Annotated in this window: 12 protein-coding genes; 8 read left to right on the top strand and 4 right to left on the bottom strand. The window is 68.8% G+C overall.

Annotation, left to right across the window (positions count from 1 at the left end):
* Positions 1 to 7: 7 nt before the first annotated feature.
* Together N1F91_RS22050 and N1F91_RS22045 are read right to left on the bottom strand one after the other, a co-directional pair.
* The gene (locus tag N1F91_RS22050; protein WP_289995469.1) at positions 8 to 787 is read right to left on the bottom strand and encodes a VOC family protein; all 780 of its coding nucleotides are present in this window, start codon (positions 785 to 787) and stop codon (positions 8 to 10) included.
* A 25-nt stretch (positions 788 to 812) separates the two neighbouring features.
* Positions 813 to 3,104, bottom strand: coding sequence for a molybdopterin-dependent oxidoreductase (locus N1F91_RS22045; RefSeq protein ID WP_289995468.1), 2,292 nt, complete (start codon positions 3,102 to 3,104; stop codon positions 813 to 815).
* A 199-nt stretch (positions 3,105 to 3,303) separates the two neighbouring features.
* Here N1F91_RS22045 and N1F91_RS22040 point away from each other — a divergent pair, with 199 nt between their 5' ends.
* Complete coding sequence (locus tag N1F91_RS22040; protein ID WP_289995467.1) at positions 3,304 to 4,242, top strand: LysR substrate-binding domain-containing protein; 939 nt, start codon at positions 3,304 to 3,306, stop codon at positions 4,240 to 4,242.
* Positions 4,243 to 4,270: 28 nt separating this feature from the next.
* Entirely contained in the window at positions 4,271 to 5,602 is a 1,332-nt protein-coding gene (locus tag N1F91_RS22035) for an FAD-binding oxidoreductase (RefSeq protein ID WP_289995466.1), read from the top strand.
* Positions 5,603 to 5,663: 61 nt separating this feature from the next.
* On the opposite strand, the gene metC is transcribed toward N1F91_RS22035, so the two are convergent.
* Both metC and N1F91_RS22025 read right to left on the bottom strand, forming a co-directional pair.
* A complete protein-coding gene (metC, locus tag N1F91_RS22030; protein WP_289995463.1) occupies positions 5,664 to 6,845 on the bottom strand; it encodes a cystathionine beta-lyase in 1,182 nt (393 codons plus the stop codon).
* A 2-nt stretch (positions 6,846 to 6,847) separates the two neighbouring features.
* On the bottom strand, positions 6,848 to 7,690 hold the full coding sequence (locus tag N1F91_RS22025) for a sulfurtransferase (protein ID WP_289995461.1): 843 nt from the start codon (positions 7,688 to 7,690) through the stop codon (positions 6,848 to 6,850).
* A 178-nt stretch (positions 7,691 to 7,868) separates the two neighbouring features.
* On the opposite strand from N1F91_RS22025, the gene N1F91_RS22020 reads away from it, so the two are divergent.
* From N1F91_RS22020 to N1F91_RS21995, 6 genes are read left to right on the top strand one after another with little or no spacing between them, the layout of a single operon-like run.
* Positions 7,869 to 8,939 carry a phosphotransferase family protein gene (locus tag N1F91_RS22020; protein WP_289995459.1) on the top strand — a complete coding sequence of 357 codons (1,071 nt, stop codon included), beginning with the start codon at positions 7,869 to 7,871 and terminating at the stop codon, positions 8,937 to 8,939.
* A gap of 11 nt (positions 8,940 to 8,950) precedes the next feature.
* Complete coding sequence (locus N1F91_RS22015) at positions 8,951 to 10,123, top strand: acyl-CoA dehydrogenase family protein (RefSeq protein WP_289995457.1); 1,173 nt, start codon at positions 8,951 to 8,953, stop codon at positions 10,121 to 10,123.
* Positions 10,120 to 10,896 (top strand): SDR family NAD(P)-dependent oxidoreductase, encoded by a 777-nt coding sequence (locus N1F91_RS22010; RefSeq protein WP_289995456.1) that lies wholly within the window; start codon positions 10,120 to 10,122, stop codon positions 10,894 to 10,896. The genes N1F91_RS22015 and N1F91_RS22010 overlap by 4 nt, the downstream gene beginning before the upstream one ends.
* A complete protein-coding gene (locus N1F91_RS22005; protein ID WP_289995455.1) occupies positions 10,893 to 12,092 on the top strand; it encodes a CaiB/BaiF CoA-transferase family protein in 1,200 nt (399 codons plus the stop codon). Before N1F91_RS22010 ends, N1F91_RS22005 begins: the two co-directional genes overlap by 4 nt.
* A complete protein-coding gene (locus N1F91_RS22000; RefSeq protein WP_289995454.1) occupies positions 12,092 to 13,729 on the top strand; it encodes an AMP-binding protein in 1,638 nt (545 codons plus the stop codon). The genes N1F91_RS22005 and N1F91_RS22000 overlap by 1 nt, the downstream gene beginning before the upstream one ends.
* Positions 13,729 to 14,523 (top strand): FCD domain-containing protein, encoded by a 795-nt coding sequence (locus tag N1F91_RS21995; protein ID WP_289995453.1) that lies wholly within the window; start codon positions 13,729 to 13,731, stop codon positions 14,521 to 14,523. The genes N1F91_RS22000 and N1F91_RS21995 overlap by 1 nt, the downstream gene beginning before the upstream one ends.
* Positions 14,524 to 14,678: the final 155 nt, after the last annotated feature.

Below are 14,678 nucleotides of genomic sequence, written 5' to 3'. Positions count from 1 at the left end.
AGCGTCCTCACGCCACGACGAGACGGATCGGCGCGCCGTGCGCCAATCCGGTATCGAGCAGGCGCCCGCCGGCTGGCAACTGCGCATCCGTAGAGGCGAGAACCACCTCGACGATGCCGCCGCCCGCCCGTCCGCCGGCCACATCGTCCGGCGCCACGTCGATCCATGTCGCGCCGAAGTCCACCCGGCGGTCGCCACTGTTGTCGGGAGACATGCCGATGTCCCGGCCGCCCATCGCCACCAGCGTCTCGACTACCCGGTCGGGGGCATCGCTCGACAGGCGGATGCCGAGCATCGCCGTCGCGCCGTTGGCGTGGTCCGAGGGGCCGGGAATGCGGTGCTCGCGGCCTTCGTTGTCCGACACGACGAAGGGGAGGGCCACGTCGCCGCCCGCACCGCGGCCGAGCATGAGGAGGTCGAGTCCCCATGTATGGCCGCCCGCGACCACGTTCGACACCACCACCGGGCCGGCGACCGGGTAGCCGGCGTTTTTCAGAGCCGTCCCCAGCGCGGCGGCATCCGGGACCGTGAACGACCAGTCGGCGTGGCCTTCGCCTGCCGCCAGGCAGGGACCCAGCCTGTGCCTGGCCATCGCCTCCGGTCCTGCAAAGGCGGTGAGCAGGATGTAGGAGCCGTCGGCCAGCGAGACGAAGCGGAACACGGTCGCGCCATGGCTGGCATTCAGATCGGCCCGCTCGAGGATCGTGAAGCCGAGGGCGGCGAAGTCGGCGGCGGCCTTTTCGAGGTCGTGCACCAGCAGCACCACGTGGTCGAAACGCAAATTCAAGCTCGTTGTCCTTCTGTCATGTCGATCATCCTGCGGTCCCGCGCTCGTGCTGGACGGGCGGCCGGTTGACCCGCAGCGCGGGCAGCTCGCCGTCGAACCTTTCGACCTCCACGAGGCAGGATTGCGCGGCGCAGCCCTGACCCAGTTCGGAGGTGCCGATGTCGCGGGTCAGCACGTTTGGATTGCTGTTGCGGTCGCTCGTGCCGTCGGGATCGTAGGTTGCTCCGGTCGGCAGCAGCACCACGCCGCGCATCACGCCTTCGTCGAGCCCCGCCACAGCGAAGCAGGCGCCCCGGCCATTGTAGAGGCGAACCGCGTCGCCCTCGGCGATGCCCCTGGCTGCGGCATCCTCCGGGTGGATTTGCATGATCTCGCGGTCCCGCACCTTGCCCGCCCGGCTGTGCGCGCTCCAGTCCATCTGGCCATGCAGCCGCCGCGCCGGTTGCGGCGTCAGGAGATGCAGCGGCCAGGTGCGGGCGAGATCGGCGCCGAGCCATTCTTCCGGATCGAGCCAGGCCGGGTGGCCCGGCTGCGCTCCGTCCGTCATGGCCGCGATCCCCGCGCTGGCCAGTTCGATCCGTCCCGATGGAGTCGGCAGCCGGTGCGTCTCCGGATCGTCCCGGAAATCGGCGAACATCACGTAATTGTCGCGCGGCTCCGGCAACTGGAAGTATCCGGCCTGCCAGAAGTCCTCGAAACTCGGTGGCTCGAGGCCGCGCTCCGACAGGCGCGCACCGATCTGCTCCCAGGCTTGCCGCACCCACTCGCTCGATGTGCGCCCTTCCGTAAAGGCCTCGCCGACATCGAGGCGTCCAGCGAGCGCGGCGAAGATGTCGTAGTCGTCGCGCGCTTCGCCGACCGGCGGCACCACCTGCTGCATGGCGAGGATGAAGGGATCGCGCGATGCGCCGCCGATGTCGTCCCGCTCGAGCGCGGTCGTGGCAGGAAACACAATGTCTGCATGGCGCGCCGTCGCCGTCCAGTAGCACTCGTTGACGATGACCGTCTGCGGACTGCGGAAGGCCTCCCGCAGGCGGTTGAGGTCCTGGTGGTGGTGGAACGGATTGCCGCCCGCCCAGTGCACCAGCTCGATCTTCGGATAGACGTGGGTGTCGCCGTCGAAGCGGAACGTCTGACCGGCATTCAGCAGCAGGTCGCTCACGCGCGCGCAGGGAATGGAGAAGCCGGTGACGTTCGAGCCCGTCGGCAGGCCGAACAGCGGCGTGTCGTAGCGCGGATTGCCCATGCCGTTCGACGAGCCGTAGCCGAAGCCGAAGCCGCCGCCCGGCAGGCCGATCTGCCCCAGCATGGCGGCAAGCGCGATGATCGCCCAGTAGGGCTGCTCGCCGTGGCGGGCCCTTTGAAGGCTCCAGTTCGCCGCCACCAGCACGCGCTTGCCGGGGAGGCCGCGGGCGAGCGCGACGATCGCCTCCGCCGCGACGCCGGTGATGCGGCTTGCCCAGGCGGGCGACTTGGGCTCCCCGTCGCTCGATCCGTCGATGTAGGCGATCAGGTCGTCGGCCCCGCTGCAGTAGCGCGCCAGGAACGCCCTGTCGTGGAGGCCATCGGTGACGAGCACGTGCATCAGCGCCAGCAGCAGCGCCGTGTCCGTATTCGGCCGGACCGGCAGCCATTCGCAGCCGAACCGCTCCTCGATGTCGCCGCGGAACGGGCCGATGTTGACGACGCGGGTGCTGCCGGCGACGCCTGCGAGGAAGCTCTCGTAGCGATGCTGGCCGAAACCCCCGGAGTTGACCTCCCAGTTCTTGGCCGGGATACCGCCGAAGGCGAGCATGACGTCGCAATGGTCGCGGATGGTCGCAAAGGAGGTGAGCGAAGCCCCGACCGCGTTTTTCACGCCCACCACGCGGGGAAGGAACGCCATCGCCGCGCCGTAGCTGTAATTGGTCGTCTGGTCGGTGAAGCCGCCGAGTGTGTTGTAGAAGCGGCGGATGAGCGTGCGCGCATGATGGATGCGGCCAGCACTCGACCAGCCATAGGACCCGGCGAAGAGCGCCTGGTTGCCGTGCTGCTCCCTGATTCGACCGATCTCGGCAGCGGCGCGGTCCAGCGCTTCGTCCCAGGGCACCAGCACGAAGTCGTCGTCGCCGCGCGCCCTGCCGCCGTCGCCGTTCAGCCAGCCCCGGCGGATGGCCGGGCGCTCGACCCGCATCGGCGAGGCGAGCATTTCCGGCCAGGCATCGTTGAGCGGGGAAGGGCGCGGATCATGCTCGAACGGCGCCACGGATATGAGCCTGCCGTCGGCCACCGTCGCGCTGAACGCGCCCCAATGGGAAACAGACCGACGGCGGGACATCAGACGTTCCGTTCCTTGAGCTGAATGGCGAATTTCATGGGCATGACCGGCTCCCGCCTATCTTGTGGGCAACGCTAAGACATAATATTCATACCGTCAAGTTGTGCATTCTGGATACGAATGTTATGTCACTTCGGACCGGCGAAAGGGAGGGCCATGCCTTGACAACTGCCGAAGCGAGACTCCGGGGGAGGTCCAGGTGAAGCGGTTCAACATTCGCCAGGTGGAGGCGTTCCGCGCCGTGGTCACGCTGGGAAGCATGACCAAGGCCGCGGAACTGCTGGGTATTTCACAGCCGGCCGTCAGCCGTCTCATGGTCGATTTCCAGGAGGCAGTGGGTTTCAAGCTGTTTCGTCGGCAGCGCAACGGCGCTGAGCCGACAGAGGACGCGCGCCGCCTGTTCGAGCAGGTCGAGAAGCTGTTCGTCGGGCTGGAGGATCTGAACCATCAGGTTCACGCCATCCGCAACCTCACCTCCGGCACGATCTCCATCGCCGCCATGGGCCTCTACGCCAATGGCCTCCTGCCCGAGATCATCGCGAAATTCGTCAAGCGCTTCCCCGACATCGCGATACGACTCGACAGCCAGCCGCAGGACCGCATCGTCGAATGGGTGTCGTCGCGCCGCTCCGACCTCGGCGTCGCGACGCTGCCGCTGGCGAATCCGACGATCCCGGTTCGCGAGCTCCTCAGCCGGCCTGCCATGTGCGTGTTTCCGGCCGAACACGACTTCGCCTCGCGCGACGAGATCCGCGCCGGCGACCTCGCCGAGATGCCGTTCGTCAGCTTTCCGCGCGGGACCTCGTTCCGCTTCGAGGTGGACACCCTGTTCGATCGCTCAGGCGTCGACCGCGTGATGATGATGGAGGCGACGACCCACGAGGCCGTCTGCAATCTCGTCGCCGCCGGCCTCGGCGTCTCGATCGTCAGTCCCTACTCGCCCCATCTGCGGCGAAATCCCCGCCTTGCCTTCCGTCCCTTCTCGCCCGCGATCCCGATCGTGCTCGGCCTGATCGGCGATCCCGACGAGATGTCCGTCGCGGCGAGGCAGTTCCATGATTTCGTCATCGAATACGTCGCCGCGATCGAGGCCCGCCGTGCCGAAGCGAAAGGGCGGGCCGGGAGCGATGGCGCATGAAACCCACCTCTGACAACCGGACCTTGCGATGAACATCCAGACTGCCAGCCCCCACCAGTTCCATGTCGTCCCGGTCGAGACGGAGGTCGTCATCATCGGTGGCGGCATCGTCGGCGTATGCACGGCGCTCCAACTCGCCCAGCGCGGCATTCCCACCGTGCTCTGCGAAAAGGGGACGATCGGGGAGGAGCAGTCCAGCCGCAACTGGGGCTGGGTCCGCAAGATGGGGCGCGACATCCGCGAGATGCCGCTGATGATCCAGGCGATGAAGCTGTGGGACGACATTCCCAACGTCATCGGCGCCGATCCCGGTTTCCGCCGCCGCGGCATCACTTACTTCTGCGACCAGGAAAAGGACATGGCGAAGTACGAGCCCTGGATGAAGGCCATGGAGCCCTTCGGACTCGACACGCACTTCGTCGGACGGGAACGGGCGAACCAGCTCGCGACCGGCAACACCCGCAACTTCGCCGGCGGCCTCCACACGCCGTCTGACGGCTATGCCGAGCCGCATCTGGCCAGCCGCCTGATTGCCGACGGCGCGCGCAGGCTCGGCGCCACCATCGTCGAGGGTTGCGCGGTCCGCGGCTTCGAGACGGCGGGCGGGCGTGTCTCCGAGGTCGTCACCGAGAAGGGGCGGATCCGCTGCAACACGGTCATTCTGGCTGGCGGCATCTGGTCGAGCCTGTTTGCGCGCAACCAGAACGTCAAGGTGCCGCAGCTCAAGATGCTGTCGCAGGTGATGCGAACCCGACCGGTCGCTGGTGGACCGGAGGGCTGCGGTTCGGGCAACGGCTTCGGGTTCCGCAAACGCAACGACGGCGGCTACAATGTCGGCATGCGATCTGCCCATCCGGTCGACATCGTGCCGGACAGCTTCCGCTATCTGAAGGACTACATCCCGGCCATGAAGAACGAGTGGCGGGCGATGAAATTCCGTATCGGCCGGCGCACCTGGCAGGAGACCATGATGCTGGGCGGCTGGAAGCTCGACCAGCGCACCCCTTTCGAGACCTACCGCATCATGCGGCCCGAGCCGGGCCATTCGATTCTCGACCAGGCGACGATCAACGTGAAAAAGCTGTTCCCGCAGTTCCAGGACATGGTCGTCAACGAGCGCATGAGTGCCTGGATCGACGTCACGCCGGACGCGATCCCGACGATCTCGCCGGTCGAGGCGGTGCCGGGCTTCTTCGTCTCAACCGGCTATTCGGGCCACGGCTTCGGCATCGCGCCGGCGGCGGGCCAGCTGATGGCCGAACTGGTTACGGGCGAGACGCCGCACGTCGATGCCAAGCCGTTCCGCCACAGCCGCTTCATCGACGGCTCGGAGATCGTGCACTGGCCGATCGGATTCTGAGACAGCCTCGGCGTCTTTCACCCGTCCGGCACGGCCGGACGGGTACGGTCCTCGCGAAAGTCTAGGCGGAGCGAAGGCGGGCCAGACCCTCGGCCAGATCGTCGCGCAGGTCCTCGACGGCCTCGAGGCCGACGTGCAGCCGCAGCACCGGCCCCTTGCCGTCCCACCTGGCGATCTGCCGGGTCTCGGGATGGACCGGCAGCACCAGGCTCTCGTAGCCGCCCCAGCTGAAGCCGATGCCGAAATGGCGGAGCCCGTCCACCATTGCGCGCAGGGACGCCGGCTCGCACGGCAGGAGTTCCACGGAGAAAAGGCCGCAGGCGCCCGAGAAGTCGCGCTTCCAGAGCGCGTGGCCGGGAAAGGACGGCAGGCCCGGATGCAGCACCCGCGCCACCTGCGGCTGGTCCTCCAGCCAGGCGGCGAGCGTCAGCGCCGACGCCTCGTGCCGGCGCAGCCGCACACCCAGCGTGCGAAGCCCGCGCAGGCCGAGATTGCATTCCTCCGAACCCGCGCAGGCACCGAGGTCCTGCGTCGAGCGGCGCACCGCGTCGTAGGTCTCGGCCGTCGTCGTCACCGTTCCCAGCATCGCATCCGAATGGCCGACGATGTATTTGGTGGCCGACTGCACCGACACGTCGATGCCGAGCGCGATCGGCTGCAGGAAGACCGGCGTTGCCCAGGTGTTATCCATGATCGTGCGCAGGCCGCGCTCGCGCGCCACCGCGACGACCGCCCGCAGATCCTGCATCTCGAACGTGCCGGAGCCCGGCGATTCCAGATAGATGACGCGCGTGTTCGGCCGGACGAGCCCGGCGATGTCGTCGCCCGCCGCCGGGTCGTAGAACGTCGTCTCGATGCCCAGCCGCGCCAGCATCCTGTTGCAGAAGCGGCGCACTGGCTCGTAGACCGTGTCGACCACCAGGACATGGTCGCCCCGGTCGAGAAAGGCCAGCAGCGCGGCTCCGATCGCCGCCACGCCGGACGAGGTCGCGATGGTCCGGTGCCCGCCCTCCAGTTCGCACACGGCCTGCTCGAAGGCGAAGGTCGTCGGCGTTCCGACGCGGCCGTAGAAGGGTCCGTCGAAGGGCGTCTTCGACGCGGTCTCGAAATCGGCCAGCGTCTCGAACAGATAGGTGGAGGCGCGGTGGACCGGCGGATTGACCGCAATCGCGCTGCGGCCGTGTTCGCGGCCGGCCTTGACAAGAATGCTGTCGATGGAGGCCGGTCGTGGTGTTGCGTCCATGGTCAGGTCGTCTCCTTGGGAAGGTCGTCGCGCTGGCCCCATTCGTGCCAGGAGCCGTCGTAGAGGGTCCAGTCGGTCTTGCCGAGCCGGGCGAGCTGGAAGGCGAGGATGGCGGCCGTGACGCCCGAGCCGCAGGTCGCGATGATCGGCCGGTCGACGTCGACGCCGGCTTCGCGGAAGATCGCCTCCGCCTGCTGTGGCGATACAAAGGTGAAGTCGCCGCTCTGCGGGATCATCCGCCCCCAGGGCACGTTGATCGCGCCCGGCATATGGCCGCCCGCCACGCCCGGATAGCCGGACGGCAATTCGCCGGTGAAGCGCTCCTTCGTTCGCGCGTCAGCCACGACCGCCGAACCGGTCTCGATGGCGGCAAGCACCTCGCGCCAGGTCGCAACGTCGCCGGACGGCTCGCGCGCCGTGAAGTCCGTCGCCGCGGATGGCGAGGCGGATCCGCTCTCCACCGGTCGCCCCTCGGCCTTCCAGCGCTTCCAGCCGCCGTTCAGCACCCGCACATTGTCATGGCCGAAGTGGCGGAACATCCACCAGACCCGGGTCGAGACGTAGCTCGAATCATAGACGACCACGAGGCTGTCGCTGCCGACGCCGAGGTCGCCGGCCACGCGCGTGAAATCGTCCGCCGACGGCAGCATGTTCACGTAGGCGGAGCCGGCATCGGAAGCGCGATCGAGGTCGAAGAATCGGGCGCCGGGAATGTGTCCCTGTTCGAATTCGTCGCGGGCGCTCTTGCCTGCCTCCGGAATGTACCAGGAGCAGTCGAGCACCACGATGCCGGCCGCGCCGAGCCTTTCCTCCAGCCACTGGGGCTCGACCAGAAACGCATTCATTCCAACCTCCCGAGAGCGATGACAATGTCAGACAGAACCGGAGGAAAACCTATCCTCGCTCATCAGAACCGACAAGCCCTCGGCCCAAATATTCAATCCTTACCGAAGACGCTCCTGATCCGGATTGACAATGGCTGCCGGCTCGTCGAATTTCTGTCAGACAATTATGGAGGAGCGGGTGTCCCAATCTCCCGTTGACGAGACGCTGACAGCCGATGGCGCCGGAACACCGGGCCTCGATCTTCGGGCCGTGGCGGCGCATCTGGCCCTGCACGGTCTGGCGCTCGATGTCGCTGCGGGCGCCGTGCGGCTGTCCGGCGGCCTGTCCAACCTGAACGACCTCGTCTCGGTGAACGGATCGAAGGCGGTGCTCCGGCGTCCGCCGATGGGTCCCCTGCCGCCCGGCGCGCACGACATGCGCCGCGAGCACCGCATCCTGTCGCGTCTGGGAGAGGCCTTCCCGCAGGCGCCGCGCAGCTTCCATCTGTGCGAGGAAATCTCCGTCATCGGCGTGCCGTTCCAGCTGCTCGAATACCGCACCGGCCTGTCGATCCGCGGCGACCGTCTGCCGACGGGATTCGACGCGGCGGCGTGCCGGCTGCTGTCGCACAGGCTCGTCGAGACGCTGGCCGCCCTCCATGCCGTCGATCCTTCGCGGGTCGGGCTCGGCGATTTCGGCAGGCCGGACGGCTTCTATGCGCGCACGGCGGCGGGCTGGCAGCGCCGCGGCAGCCAGGTCGCCCCGGATGCGCAGACGCAGGCCGCCGTCGATCGCATCGGCGCCTGGCTTTCGCGCCGCGAGCCCGCGGTCCTGGCGCCGACGCTGCTGCACTCCGACTTCAAGCTCGACAACTGCATGCTCGACGGCGACGGGCGCATCACCACCGTGCTCGACTGGGACATGGGCACCCGCGGCGATCCGTCGATGGACCTCGCGACGCTGCTCAGCTACTGGGCAGAGCCGGGCGATCCCGACTGCATGCACCGCCTGGCGCAGATGCCCACCGCGAGAGAGGGGTTCCTGCGGCGCGCGGAGGTGGCGGACGCCTATGCGGCGGCGACCGGCCGTCCGCTGCACGACCTCCAGGCCTGGCGGATCCTCGCCCTGTTCAAGCTCGGCATCGTGTTCATTCAACTGCACCGCAACTGGGCGAGCGGCAGCGTCGGCGACGAGCGCTATGCCGGCTTTTCCAGGCTCGGCGCCGATCTCGTCGATTTCACGCTGGCCTCGATCGACCGGCCGCTCTGAGGAGGATTGTCATGGATTTCACCGTTCCGCCCGATCTGGCGGCCCTCGCCGAGGAGATCGGCGCCTTCGTGCGCGACCGGATCATTCCGCTGGAGGACGATCCGCGCTGGACCTCGCACGGCCCGACCGAGGATTTCCGCCGCGAGCTCGTGGCCCTGGCGCGCGAGGCGGGCGTTCTCGCGCCGCACGCGCCGGTCGAGTATGGCGGCCGCGACCTCGGCCATTTCGGCCGTGCGGTCGCCTTCGAGGCCGCCGGCTATTCCATGCTCGGCCCGATCGCCCTGCATTGCGCGGCGCCCGACGAGGGCAACATCCACCTGATGCACGTCGTGGCCGACGACGGGCAGCGCGAGCGCTGGCTGCGGCCGCTGGCAACCGGCGAGACGCGCTCCTGCTTCGCGATGACGGAGCCCATGGGTGCGGGTGCCGATCCGTCGCTGCTGGAGACCGTGGCCGAGCCGGTCGCCGGCGGATACCGCATCCGCGGCCGCAAATGGCTCATCACCGGGGCGCAGGGCGCCGCCTTCACCATCGTCATGGCGCGCATGGCGTCCGGCCAGCACGAGGGCAAGGCGACCATGTTCCTCGCCGACATGGACCAGCCCGAGATCGTGCTCGAGCGCCAGCTCGACAGCATGGATTCCACCTTCACCGGCGGCCACTGGGTCGTCCGCTTCGACGATCTCTTCGTGCCGGAAGGGGACGTGCTGGGTGCCGTCGGGGAGGGGTTCCGCTATGCGCAGGTTCGCCTGGCGCCGGCACGCCTCACGCATTGCATGCGCTGGCTGGGGGCCGCGGTGCGGGCGCAGGACATCGCCCGCGACTACGCCAACCGCCGCACCGCCTTCGGCAAGCCGCTGATCGAGCACGAGGGCGTCGGCTTCATGCTCGCCGACAACGACATGGACATCTATTCGGCGCGGCTCGCGATCTGGCACACCGCCTGGCTGCTCGACCAGGGCGCGCGCGGCGGGGCGGAGAGTTCGCGCGCCAAGGTGATCTGCTCGGAGGCGATCTGGCGCGTCGCCGACCGCTGCGTCCAGATCCTCGGCGGGCTGGGGCTCACCCGCGATACCGTGATCGAGCGCTTCTTCCGGGATGCCCGCGCCTTCCGCGTCTATGACGGCCCCTCCGAGGTCCATCGCTGGTCGCTCGCCCGCCGCATGCGGGAGAAGCGTTCATGACCGCCGGCATCCCGTCGATGTTCGATCTTTCGGGCCGCGTCTGCGTCGTCACCGGCGGCGGGCGCGGCATCGGCAAGGCCATCGCCGCCGCGCTCGCCGCGCATGGCGCCACCGTCGTCATCACCGGCCGGACCCAGGCGACGCTCGACGCCGCCGCAGCCGAGATGGCCGGTTCCGGCGCGACCGTCGACGCGATCGCGGCCGATGTGGCGAACGAGGACGACGTCGCGCGTCTGGCGCGCATCGTCGAGGAGCGGCACGGCGGCGCGCAGGTGCTCGTCAACAATGCCGGCATCAACGCGATCTACAAGAAGGCGGAGGATACGACGCTTTCCGAGTGGAACGAGATCATCGCCACCAACCTCACCGGCGTCTTCCTGACCTGCCGCGCCTTCGGCCGCTCGATGCTGGAGGCCGGCTCGGGGAGCATCGTCACGATCTCCTCGATCGGCGGCCGGGTGGGCCTCGCCAAGACTGCGCCCTACTGCGCCTCAAAGGGCGGGGTGGAGCTTCTCACGCGATCGCTGGCGATCGACTGGGCGCCGCGCGGCGTTCGCGTCAACACCGTCGCGCCCGCCTATGTCGAGACGGATCTCACCGCCGGGCTGGCGTCGCATCCGGTACTGGGGGAACGCATCGTCCAGCGCACGCCGATGCACCGCTTCGGCCAGCCCGACGAAATCGCCGGTGCCGTCGTGTTCCTCGCCTCCGACGCGTCGCTCTACGTGACCGGCCAGACCATCGGCGTCGACGGCGGCTGGACCGCCGCATGAGCGCGCAGGCTTCACCGCCGCGCCGCGCGCTCGAAGGCCTGGTCGTCCTCGATCTCACGCGGCTCCTGCCTGGCGCCTTCTGCTCGCAGATCCTGGCGGATATGGGCGCCGAGGTCGTCAAGATCGAGACCCCGGACGGCGGCGACTACAACCGCTCCTGGGAACCGAAGGCCAAGGAGGAATCGGGCTCCTTCCTGCTCTTGAACCGCAACAAGAAGAGCCTGACGTTGAACCTCAAGGCCGAGGCCGGAAAGGCGGTGTTTCGACGCCTCGCGGCGGCCGCCGACGTCGTCCTCGAGGGATACCGTCCGGGCGTCATGGAGCGGCTGGGCCTGTCCTACGAGACGCTGCGGCAGGACAATCCGGGTCTCGTCTACTGTGCCATCTCCGGCTTCGGCCAGGACGGGCCGATGCGGCTCTCCTCCGGCCACGACCTCAACTACCTGGCGATCGCCGGCGCGCTGCCGCTCTTTGCACGGCCGGGCGAGGGGCCGTCGGTGCCGGGCCTCTCGATCGCCGACGTCGGCGGCGGCTCGCTGATGGCCACGACCGGCATCCTGGCCGCGCTCCGCTCGCGCGACGCGACGGGGCAGGGCCAGTTCGTCGACATCTCCATGACCGACGGAACCGTCGCATGGCTGGCGCTGCACGGTGCCGACTACCTCTTCGGCGGCATCGAGCCGCGCGGCGGCGAGCGGCCGTTCATCGGCCAGGCGCCCTGCTATGCGGTCTATCTCTGCGCCGACGGACGCCATGTCGCGCTCGGCGCCCTGGAAGCGCATTTCTGGGACAGGTTCTGCGCGCTGGCCGACGTCCCTGCCGACCTGCGGACGCACTATCCCGCGGGTGAGGAGGCTGATCGCCAGCGCGCGGCTGTCGCGCGGATCATGCTCGGCCGCAGCCGCGACGAATGGGTCGCCCTGGCCGAAGCGGCCGACATCCCGCTGTCGCCGGTCAACTCGATGGCGGAGGCCTTCCGCCATCCGCAGCTCGTCCATCGCCGCATGCTGCAGGAGATCGACCATCCGGTGGAGGGGCGCGTCCCGCAGCTGGGCTTTCCGATCAAGCTGTCGGAGACCCCGTGCGACATGCGCGCGCCGCCGCCGCGCCTGGGCGAACACAGCGAGGCGGTGCTGGCTGCCGCGGGCTATTCGACGGAGGAGATCATGGCCTTGCGCGAGGGAGGGGCGATCTGATGCAGACCGGGGGAGGAGTGCCGCTGGTGCGCGGCGGCGGCGACCACGAGGCGGTTCACGCCGCCTTCCGCTGGGACGTGCCTGCGACGTTCAATTTCGGCGTCGACGTCGTCGACCGCATGGCGCGCGATCACGACGGGCCGGCCCTGATCGCCGAAGACGCGGCCGGCGAGGTCCGGCGCTACGCCTTCTCCGACATGGCCCGGCTGACGGACCGGCTGGCCGCCGCGCTGCAGGCGCGCGGGGTGGCGAAGGGCGACTTCGTCCTGATCATGCTGCCGCGGATCCCGGAGTGGCAGATCGCCGTGGTCGCGGCACTGAAGCTCGGCGCGGTGCCGATCCCGTGCATCGAGATGCTGACCGAAAGGGACCTCGCCTACCGGATCGCCAATTCCGGCGCGCGCGCCGTGGTCTGCCGGGCCGGCCAGACCGGCAAGTTCGCCGCTCTGGCCGCGGCGATCGACGTCCGCATCAGCGTCGGCGCCGCGCCGGGCTGGGATGATTTCGAGGAGGCGCTGCGCGACGCGCCGGAAGCGTTCGTGGCGCCCGTCGTGGCGGCAGAGGACCCCGCGATCATGTACTACACGTCCGGCTCCACGGGACATCCGAAGGGCGTGCTGCACGCCGCCCGCGGCCTCTACGCCTGGTGGGTCTCGGCGGCCTACTGGCTCGACCTGGAACCGGGCGACCTGATCTGGTGCACCGCCGACACCGGCTGGAGCAAGGCGGGCACCAGCATCCTGTTCGGCCCCTGGGCACGCGGCGCATGTGCTTTCTTCTACGACGGCCCGTTCGACCCGGCGACACGCCTCGACCTCCTGGAACGCCACCGCATCAACGTCTACTGCGCGCCCGCGACGGAACTCGCCCGGGTCGCCGAGGAGGATTTTTCGTGCCGCGACCTGTCGGCCCTGCGCCGCACCGTGTCCGCCGGCGAGGCCGTCAGCGCGGTCATCGCCGGCCACTGGCAGCGCGCGGCCGGCATGCCGGTCTCGGAGGCCTACGGCCAGACGGAAGCGCTGATGCTCGTCCTCAACTGTCCGGGCGAGCCGGTCAGGCCGGGGTCGATGGGTCGGCCGTCGCCCGGCAGCGGCATGGCGATCATCGACGAGGCGGGGAGAGAACTGCCGACGGGCGAGGAGGGCGACATCGCGCTGGAAACACCGCATCCGCAGCTGATGCTCGGCTACTGGAAAGAGCCGGAGCGCACGGCCGCCTGCTTCCGCGACGGTCCGGACCGTCGGTGGTACGTCACCGGAGACCGCGGCGTCCGCGACGGCGACGGCTATCTCTGGTACCGCGGACGCGCCGACGACATCATCAACTCCGCCGGCTACCGGATCGGTCCGGGCGAGGTCGAGGACGTGCTGCTGGCCCATCCGGCCGTGCGCGAATGCGCCGTCGTGGGCAAGCCGGACCCGGCACGGGGGGAGATCGTCATGGCCTATGTCCTGCCGAGGGATAGCGAGGCGGCCGGCGATTCGCTCGCGCGCGCGCTGCAGGATCACTGCAAGTCGCTGACGGCGCCCTACAAGTACCCGCGCGAGATCGTCTTCGTCGATTCGCTGCCGAAGACGTTGACAGGCAAGACAAGGCGAAGCGAACTGCGACGGAGAGCGGCAGGCGAGGCGGTTTGATGGGTTTGCAGGACATGGCGGACGGAAGCGATCCCGGTGCGGGATCCGAACCAGAAGCCAGGGGACGGTCGGAACCCGCCTTCCGGGTCATCGCCCGGGAGCTCGAGCGGCAGATTCTTGCCGGAGACCTTCCCGTCGGCGGCGCGCTGCCGAGCGAGACCTCGCTCGCGACCCGCTTCGGCGTCAGCCGCTCGACGATCCGCGAGGCGATCCGCGTGATGGAGCAGATCGGCCTGATCCGCCGCGAGGAGGGACGCAACAAGCTGCGCATCACCGCGCCGCAGACCAAGGCGATCGGGGCGCAGATCAAGACCGCGTTCCTTTTGCAGGAGACGACCTTCGAGCAGTTGTGGGAGGTGCTGAGCGCTATCGAGCCGGCCTGCGCCGCATCGGCCGCGATCAGGGCCGGCGAGGACGACCTGCGCCGGATCGCGGACAACATCCGCCGCACCGAGCAGCGGATGGACGATCACGAGGCGCTGGTGGAACTCGACATCGAATTCCACAACCTGGTCGCCGCCGCGACCGGCAACGGCGCGCTGCAGCTGAGCCGCGAAACCGTCGGCGAACTGTTCTATCCGGCCTTCGCGCAGGTGATGGCCCGCCTCAACGCCGGAGAACGCCTGCTCCTGGCGCATCGCAAGATCCATGAGGCGATCGCCGCCCGCGACGACCGACAGGCGCGCCTGTGGATGGAACGCCACATCGGCGACTTCCTGCGCGGATGCGACCTCGCCAATCTCGACATCGGCGCCCCGATCACCGGCGGCATGACGAAGGCGAAGCACGCCTAGAGCTGTATCCCAGACGCGGGCAGCGGTTTCGGCCTGGGGATACACGGCAACGATCATATTCGCCGTTCACTTCCGGCGAGAAGCCATCGTTGCAATTCGCAGACGTCAAGACCGGCGTCGGATTTGCGGCATTCTACTGCCGGGGAACCGGCCCC

This window comes from Aquibium sp. ELW1220 (assembly GCF_030398385.1).
Taxonomy (GTDB): domain Bacteria; phylum Pseudomonadota; class Alphaproteobacteria; order Rhizobiales; family Rhizobiaceae; genus Aquibium.
The sequence above is the reverse complement of the archived record's forward strand: the minus strand, read 5'-3'. Positions and strand labels throughout refer to the sequence as shown.